Source organism: Microbacterium sp. K24 (assembly GCF_004794465.1).
In the GTDB taxonomy this organism is placed as follows: Bacteria; Actinomycetota; Actinomycetes; order Actinomycetales; family Microbacteriaceae; genus Microbacterium.
This window is the reverse complement of sequence record NZ_SSDJ01000139.1, coordinates 171,575-178,013: the sequence shown is the minus strand read 5'-3', so window position 1 is coordinate 178,013 and position 6,439 is coordinate 171,575. Positions and strand designations below refer to the sequence as shown.

Genomic DNA, 6,439 nt, shown 5'->3' with positions numbered 1-6,439 from the left:
GGACAGGATGGTCACGAGGGGCAGCCAGATCCAGGTCGGCTCGAGATCGCGCAGAGCGCCGGACTCGCGGAACGGGTAGAGCACGAAGGAGTGCAGCAGGAACACGTACATCGTGTACTGACCGAAATGCGTCCACCAGTAGGTCCCACGGGGGACCAGTGCGAAGAACGCCGCGCAGAGAACCACCGCGAGCAGCATCAGGGCGAATCGGACGCCGCCGGCCCACCACTGCTCTCCGCCGAGGTCGGCGTAGGAGTCCTCGTAGAACAGCCAGTGGCGCAGGTCGATCGCCTGCCAGACCGGGAGCCAGTTCCACGCCGCCCAGCCGGCAGCCGCCAGCACTCCGAGCGCCACGACGCGCACCCACCAGGGCCGGAAGTCGAGCAGGCGGAGGCGTGCGACGATGTCGCGCTCCCGCAGCCACCAGCCGAACGCGAAGAACGGCAGCAGTCCGAGGGTTCGGGAGAGCGAGAAGGTGCTGTCGACGTTCGGCAGGTACCCCACACCGATCGAGATCACGACGGTCCAGAACAGCGGCCAGCGCAGCAGGGCCAGATAGGGGAGCACGAGGCGGAAGATCCCGAGCGCCAGCAGGAACCACAGCGTCCACGACGGCTTGGTGATGTTCGGGTTCGCCTGGCCTTCGACGAGCCATTTCGTGAGGGTCCACAGGACCTCGAAGATCAGATAGGGCACGAGGATGTCGGTGATCACCCGGGCCATCTGGGTCTTCGTCGGGGATCCGGACTTCGAGAAGTAGCCGGAGATGATCGCGAACGCGGGCATGTGGAACGCGTAGAGGGCGAGATAGAACGCGAAGGCGATGTCGGAGTCGTAGATGAGACGCTGGATCGCGTGGCCCAGCACCACCAGCACGATGCAGGCGTAACGGGCGTTGTCCCAGAACGGCACACGCCTCTTCGGCCGCGGGAGCGATCCTGTGGTGGGCCCTGAGATGTCCGCCCCGGTGGTGCTCATGCATCGAGGCTACAGGTCGGGAATAAAGTTGCTGTGAGCGCGTTATCCCATATACATTCAAATGAATAGAAACGGATGCCGAGCATCCGGTTCGAGGAAAACGGAGCAATCATGAGCGAGCAGTCGGGCGCGAAGGCGATGCAGTTCGGCATCATGTCGGTCAGCGACATCACGCGCGATCCCACCACGGGCATCACGCCCAGCGAGCAGGAGCGGATCAAGGCGACGCTGACCATCGCCACGCACGCCGAAGAGGTCGGACTCGACGTCTTCGCGATCGGCGAGCACCACAACCCGCCGTTCTGGTCCTCGAGCCCCACCACGTTCCTCGCCGCACTGGCGGCGCAGACCGAGCGACTGATCGTCTCGACGTCGACGACACTCATCACCACGAACGACCCCGTGCGCATCGCCGAGGAGTACGCGATGCTGCAGCACGTCTCCGACGGACGCATGGACCTCATGCTCGGGCGCGGCAACACCGGCCCGGTCTACCCGTGGTTCGGACAGGACATCCGCCAGGGGCTGCCGCTCGCGATCGAGAACTACGCGCTGCTGCACAAGCTGTGGCGGGAGGACGTCGTCGACTTCGAGGGCAAGTTCCGCACTCCGCTGCAGGGCTTCACCTCGACGCCCCGCCCGCTCGACGGCATCGCGCCGTTCGTCTGGCACGGTTCGATCCGCACGCCGGAGATCGCCGAGCAGGCCGCCTACTATGGCGACGGCTTCTTCGCGAACAACATCTTCTGGCCGAAGGAGCACTACCAGCGCCTCATCGAGCTGTACCGCCAGCGCTACGCGCACTACGGACACGGCACGCCCGAGCAGGCGATCGTCGGACTCGGCGGCCAGGTGTTCATGGCAGCGAACTCGCAGGACGCGGTGAACCAGTTCCGTCCCTACTTCGACAACGCGCCGGTCTACGGTCACGGTCCGAGCATGGAGGACTTCACCGAGATGACGCCGCTGACGGTCGGCTCGCCGCAGCAGATCATCGATCGCTACGCCGCGATGCGCGAGCACTACGGCGACTACCAGCGCCAGCTGTTCCTCGTCGATCACGCCGGACTCCCGCTGAAGATCGTGCTCGAGCAGCTCGACATCCTCGGATCCGAGGTCGTGCCGGTGCTCCGCAAGGAGCTCGCGCAGGGCCGTCCCGAGAATGTGCCGGACGCCCCCACGCACGCCGCGCGGGTGAAGGCCGAGTTCGGCGACGGTCCGACGCGTCAGGCCCGGCCGGGCGCCAACCGCGGCGACAACCTGACCGGTGACTCGCCCTACCAGGACACTCCGGCGCCCGCCGGTGCCGCCTTCGGGCTCAGCCGGAAGGGGGCCTGAGATGACGGTGCGCAGGATCGCGGTCGTCTCCGCGGGGCTGTCGAACCCGTCATCGACGCGGATGCTGGCGGACCGGCTGGCGGCGGAGACGCTGAAGGCCCTCCGCGAGCGGGACATCGAGGCGAGCGTCGACGTGATCGAGCTGCGCGACTACGCGCACGACATCACGAACAATCTGCTCACCGGCTTCGCACCCCCGGCGTTGGAGACGGCGATCAACACCGTCGTCTCAGCCGACGCGCTCATCGCGGTGACGCCGATCTTCTCCACGAGCTACTCGGGTCTGTTCAAGTCGTTCATCGACGTGCTCGACCCCGATGCGCTCACCGGCAAGCCGGTGCTCATCGGCGCGAACGCCGGAACGGCACGGCACTCGCTGGCGATCGACTACGCGATCCGCCCGCTGTTCGCCTACCTCCACGCCGAGGCGGTCTCGACGGGTGTGTTCGCCGCATCGAGCGACTGGGGCGGCGCGGGCGATGATGTCGCTCCGCTCGCGAAGCGCGTCGAGAAGGGCGCCAGGGAGCTCGCCGAGGCGATCGCCCGGCGCGATGCCGCCTCGGCCGCCGACCCGTACGATCCCGCCACCTACCTCGGCGAAGGCCGCTCCTTCGGGCACTTGCTCGGCGGACTCGCGGGGGAGTGACGCTCTGATCACGGTACGACGTCCGTCGACAATGTCCGACGGACGTCGTACCGTGTCGTCATGCCCTCGACCTCCTCGCTCGAAGCCCTGCGCCCGCGCCTGACCGGGGCGCTCATCCTGCCCGCTGACCCGGGATACGACGATGCTCGACAGCCGTGGAATCTGGCCGTCGACCAGCACCCCGCGGCCGTCGCCGTCCCCGCCGATGTCGGCGACCTGAAAGCGCTGCTCCAGGCTGCCGCCGACACGGGAACCCCTCTGGCCGTGCAGCCCAGCGGCCACGGCGCATCGGGCGACCTCGCCGGAGCCGTGATCGTCCGCATGCCGGCGTTCGACGAGCTCGAGGTCGATGTCGAGGCGGGAGTCCTGCGCGTCGGCGCCGGAGTGCGCTGGGGAGCGGTGGTGCACGCACTGGAGGGCACCGGATGGGCGGCGCCCGCCGGCACGAGTCCCGTGGTGAGCGTCGCCGGATACACGCTGGGCGGCGGGCACTCGTGGTTCAGCCGCACGGCCGGGCTCGGCTCCGACAATGTGCGAGCGGCATGGGTGCTGCGCACCGACGGCTCGCATGAACGCATCGACGACGAGAGCGACCCGGAGCTCATGTGGGCGCTGCGCGGAGCCGGCGGCATCGTCGGGATCGTCACCGCGCTCGAGATCGAACTGGTGCGCACGCCCGCCCTGTGGGGTGCGAGTCTCGTGTTCGAGGTGACGGATGCCGCCGCGGTCATCCGGGCGGTGCGCGACCTCTCCGCCGACGCGCCCGCCACGCTCAACGTCTTCATGAACTCGATGCGCATGCCCGACGCTCCTCAGCTGCCCGAAGCGATTCGGGGGCGCAGCTTCCTCGAGGTCCAGGCGCTGTCGGTCGACGGCGACGCGAGCGCGCTGATCGACCGTGTACGGGGCGCCGGCACGGTTCAGCGCGATACGACAGGATCGACGTCGCCGGCGGCCCTCGTCGCCGCGTCGAATGAGCCGACCGATCCGATGCCCGGTCGTGGTGCCTCGATGGCCCTCTCGTCGCTGGACGACGCGACGATCGACGCGCTCGTCGACTACCGCGAGCTGCCCGAGCAGGGTCCGATCATGGGAATCGACATCCGGATGCTGGGCGGCGCGCTCGATTCTCCGCGGCGCAGCGGATTCGCGTCACTGCAGTCGGCCGGCTGGCTGCTGCACGCGCTCGCCCCGATCTTCCCCGGTGCGCCGCTCGAGCCGGGCGACGCGAGCCTCGCGGGCTTCGTCGGGCTGCTGGCACACGCCGAGGCCGCACGCACGGTGCCCACGTTCCTGGGACCGGGTCAGACGCTCGATCGCTGCGGCGGTCCCGCAGACCTCGAGCGGCTGCGTGCCGTGCGTGCCGCCGCCGACCCCCAGGGGGTGCTGTACGCGGGTCGCCTCCCGCGCTGAGCACTCAGACGCCGTCGGCACCCCGGTTCCAGCCGTACTCGGTCTCGGGGCGACCGCGCGCCCCGTAACGGGCGGTGCGGCGGAGGACGCCTTCGGTCGCGAGATGCTCGAGGTAGCGACGCACGGCGACCCGTGACATCCCGAGGTGCTCCGCCGCTTCGCTCGCCGACAGCGGACCTTCAGCGCGCAGCGCGGCGGTCACTCGCTCCAGTGAGGCTGCGGAGAGCCCCTTCGGAACGGAGATCGTTCCCGTCGCCCGTCCGAGCAGCGCGTCGATCTCCGCCTGGGTCGCCTCGCCGGCCGTGGTGCGTGCCTGATCGCGATGCGACCGGTACTGCTCCATCCGCTCCTTGAACACGGCGAAGGGGAACGGCTTGACGAGGTACTGGAACACGCCGAGCGCGGCCATCTGCCGCACCGTCTCCGCGTCTCGCACACCGGTGATCGCGATCACGTCGACGGATGCCGATCGGGCGCGCAGCGCCCGCAGCACGTCGATCCCCGAGCCGTCCGGCATCGTGATGTCCAGCAGGACCAGGTCGAACGCGTCAGGACCCTGCCGTTCCAGGACGGCGCTCACCGCGGCGCGTGCGCTGCTGCACTCCCCGGAGACCGTGAACCCCTCGAGGCGCGCCACATAGTCGCGATGGAGTTCGAGGGTCAGTGCGTCGTCGTCGACCAGCAGCGTCCGGATCATGAACGCGGCCTCCGCGATCCGGCAGGCGGCAGCACGACGCGGAACGTCGTGGGGTCGTCCGTCAGCGTCACCGAGCCGCCGACGCCGGTCACGACCGAGCGCACGAGCGCCAGACCGATGCCTCGACCCTGGGCATCCGCCGGCTTCGTGGAGTAGCCCTGCAGGAAGATGCGCTCGCGGTCGTCGTCGGGCACGCCCGGTCCGCTGTCGGAGACCTCGAGCACGATGCCGCCGTCCTCAGCCGGGGTCAGCGACACCGCCACCCAGCGGTCCTCCGCCTCCGCCGCGGCATCCATCGCGTTGTCGACGAGGTTGCCGAGCACCGACACGCTGTCGACCGTCGAGAGCGGCGAGCGCGGCGTGTCGGGGTCGATCCGCACGCGCCAGTCGATGCCCCTCTCCTTCGCCTGCGACGCCTTCCCGAGCAGCAGGGCGCCGACAGCCGGGTCGCCCTGACGTCGCGCGGTGACCTGATCGACGAGAGACTGGCTCTGGCGGGAGGTCTCGGTGAGGATCTCGATCGCCTCGTCGCGGCGTCCGAGTTCGAGCAGGGCGACGGCGGTGTGCATCCGGTTGCCGTGCTCGTGCGTCTGCGCGCGCAGCGCCTCGCCCAGTGTGCGGATGGACTCGTACGACGACACAGCGTCGCGCAGCTGCCCGGGCGGCAGGTCTCCGGCGATGCGTCGGGTGATACGACGCGCGATCAGGGCGCCGCAGGCGCCGAGGGCGACGAGTCCGGCCGTGATCCCGAGCGAGAGCGGAAGCCGACGCACCAGCGTCTCGCTGATCGACTCGGTCGTCACGCCCGCTGCCACCCACCCGACCAGAGCGTCGTCGGCGTCGACGACCGGAACGATCGTGCGCACGGACGGGCCGAGGGTGCCGGTGAACTCCTCCGTGAGCCTCTGCGGCGCAGCGGGGATGGTCCCGAGATAGCGTCCGCCGATCTGGTCGAGATCGGGGTGGGTGATCCGCACCCCGTCGACGGTCATCACGGTGATGAAGTCGAGCCCGGCCTCGTCCACGACCTGCATGGCGTAGGGCTCGAGGCTCCGCGTCGCAGCCTCGTCATCGCCGTTCCCCAGCGCGGAGACCACGTCCGGAGACGCGGCGAGGGAGATGGCGGCCGCCGCCGTCACCCGTTCGGCCTCGGCACGGATGGCGCGCTGCGCCTCCACCACGAGGTAGACCGCCACGAGGGCGCCGATCACGACCGCCGCGACGAGCAGCACGGCGAACACGCGCGAGGCGGTGCTGCGGCCGTCAGAGGCATGTGCCATCGCATCCTCCGGTCGTCGGCGCTCTCGGTAGTGACCAATACGACCACAAATCGCGTCGCGGAGGGAAGTCCGCGACGGTGAATGTCA

The 6,439-nt window shown here is 69.5% G+C and carries 6 protein-coding genes; 3 read left to right on the top strand and 3 right to left on the bottom strand.

Annotated elements, in window-relative coordinates:
• Positions 1-978, bottom strand: a 978-nt coding sequence (locus DW306_RS16690; protein ID WP_136056704.1) for an acyltransferase family protein, incomplete at its 3' end; no start/stop codon positions are given.
• Between the two features lie 111 nt (positions 979-1,089).
• On the opposite strand from DW306_RS16690, the gene DW306_RS16685 reads away from it, so the two are divergent.
• From DW306_RS16685 to DW306_RS16675, 3 genes are read left to right on the top strand one after another with little or no spacing between them, the layout of a single operon-like run.
• Entirely contained in the window at positions 1,090-2,316 is a 1,227-nt protein-coding gene (locus DW306_RS16685; RefSeq protein ID WP_136056703.1) for an LLM class flavin-dependent oxidoreductase, read from the top strand.
• Position 2,317: 1 nt separating this feature from the next.
• Positions 2,318-2,962, top strand: coding sequence for an FMN reductase (locus tag DW306_RS16680; protein ID WP_136056702.1), 645 nt, complete (start codon positions 2,318-2,320; stop codon positions 2,960-2,962).
• A 60-nt stretch (positions 2,963-3,022) separates the two neighbouring features.
• Positions 3,023-4,375 carry an FAD-binding oxidoreductase gene (locus DW306_RS16675; protein WP_136056701.1) on the top strand — a complete coding sequence of 451 codons (1,353 nt, stop codon included), beginning with the start codon at positions 3,023-3,025 and terminating at the stop codon, positions 4,373-4,375.
• A gap of 4 nt (positions 4,376-4,379) precedes the next feature.
• Here DW306_RS16675 and DW306_RS16670 read toward each other — a convergent pair whose 3' ends face one another.
• Together DW306_RS16670 and DW306_RS16665 are read right to left on the bottom strand one after the other, a co-directional pair.
• Positions 4,380-5,072 carry a response regulator gene (locus DW306_RS16670; RefSeq protein WP_136056700.1) on the bottom strand — a complete coding sequence of 231 codons (693 nt, stop codon included), beginning with the start codon at positions 5,070-5,072 and terminating at the stop codon, positions 4,380-4,382.
• Positions 5,069-6,352 carry an ATP-binding protein gene (locus DW306_RS16665; RefSeq protein WP_136056699.1) on the bottom strand — a complete coding sequence of 428 codons (1,284 nt, stop codon included), beginning with the start codon at positions 6,350-6,352 and terminating at the stop codon, positions 5,069-5,071. The genes DW306_RS16670 and DW306_RS16665 overlap by 4 nt, the downstream gene beginning before the upstream one ends.
• Positions 6,353-6,439 lie beyond the last annotated feature (87 nt).

Excerpts from the sequence above, each read along its gene's own strand:
- DW306_RS16685 (WP_136056703.1), top strand. The coding sequence starts at position 1,090 with ATGAGCGAGCAGTCGGGCGCGAAGGCGATGCAGTTCGGCATCATGTCG.
- DW306_RS16680 (WP_136056702.1), top strand. The coding sequence starts at position 2,318 with ATGACGGTGCGCAGGATCGCGGTCGTCTCCGCGGGGCTGTCGAACCCG.
- DW306_RS16675 (WP_136056701.1), top strand. The coding sequence starts at position 3,023 with ATGCCCTCGACCTCCTCGCTCGAAGCCCTGCGCCCGCGCCTGACCGGG.
- DW306_RS16670 (WP_136056700.1), bottom strand. The coding sequence starts at position 5,072 with ATGATCCGGACGCTGCTGGTCGACGACGACGCACTGACCCTCGAACTC.
- DW306_RS16665 (WP_136056699.1), bottom strand. The coding sequence starts at position 6,352 with ATGGCACATGCCTCTGACGGCCGCAGCACCGCCTCGCGCGTGTTCGCC.